This is a genomic window from Alkalicoccobacillus porphyridii (assembly GCF_007293315.1).
In the GTDB taxonomy this organism is placed as follows: Bacteria; Bacillota; Bacilli; order Bacillales; family Bacillaceae_D; genus Alkalicoccobacillus; species Alkalicoccobacillus porphyridii.
The window spans coordinates 1-261 of record NZ_VLXZ01000274.1 but is presented as its reverse complement, the minus strand read 5'-3'; the positions used below and the strand labels follow the sequence as shown (position 1 = coordinate 261).

Here is a 261-nt window from a genome sequence, read left to right as displayed (position 1 = left end):
CAGTAGGCGCAGAAGTACAGACCGTGAGTGCCACTGGCGGTGCCGTACGGCAGGCTCTGGCGAACAATCTTCAGCCCTTTGCCATCTTCTTTCAGATCAACGCGGGTGAGGTGAGAGGTTTCCGGACGTTCGTCGCCGTCAATCTCTTCGTTGGCCTCTTTGGTGCGCCCGATCATCATCTCCTGATCGTGAACGCTCATCCGGTTGAGCTGCTTCAGGTTGTGCTCCCAACGCTGCACAAACACATAGCTGCAGCCGGCA

General features: G+C 57.5%; 1 pseudogene. It reads right to left on the bottom strand.

Annotated elements, in window-relative coordinates:
• Positions 1-261: pseudogene (yfeX, locus tag FN960_RS24305) on the bottom strand (porphyrinogen peroxidase); the annotation flags it as partial.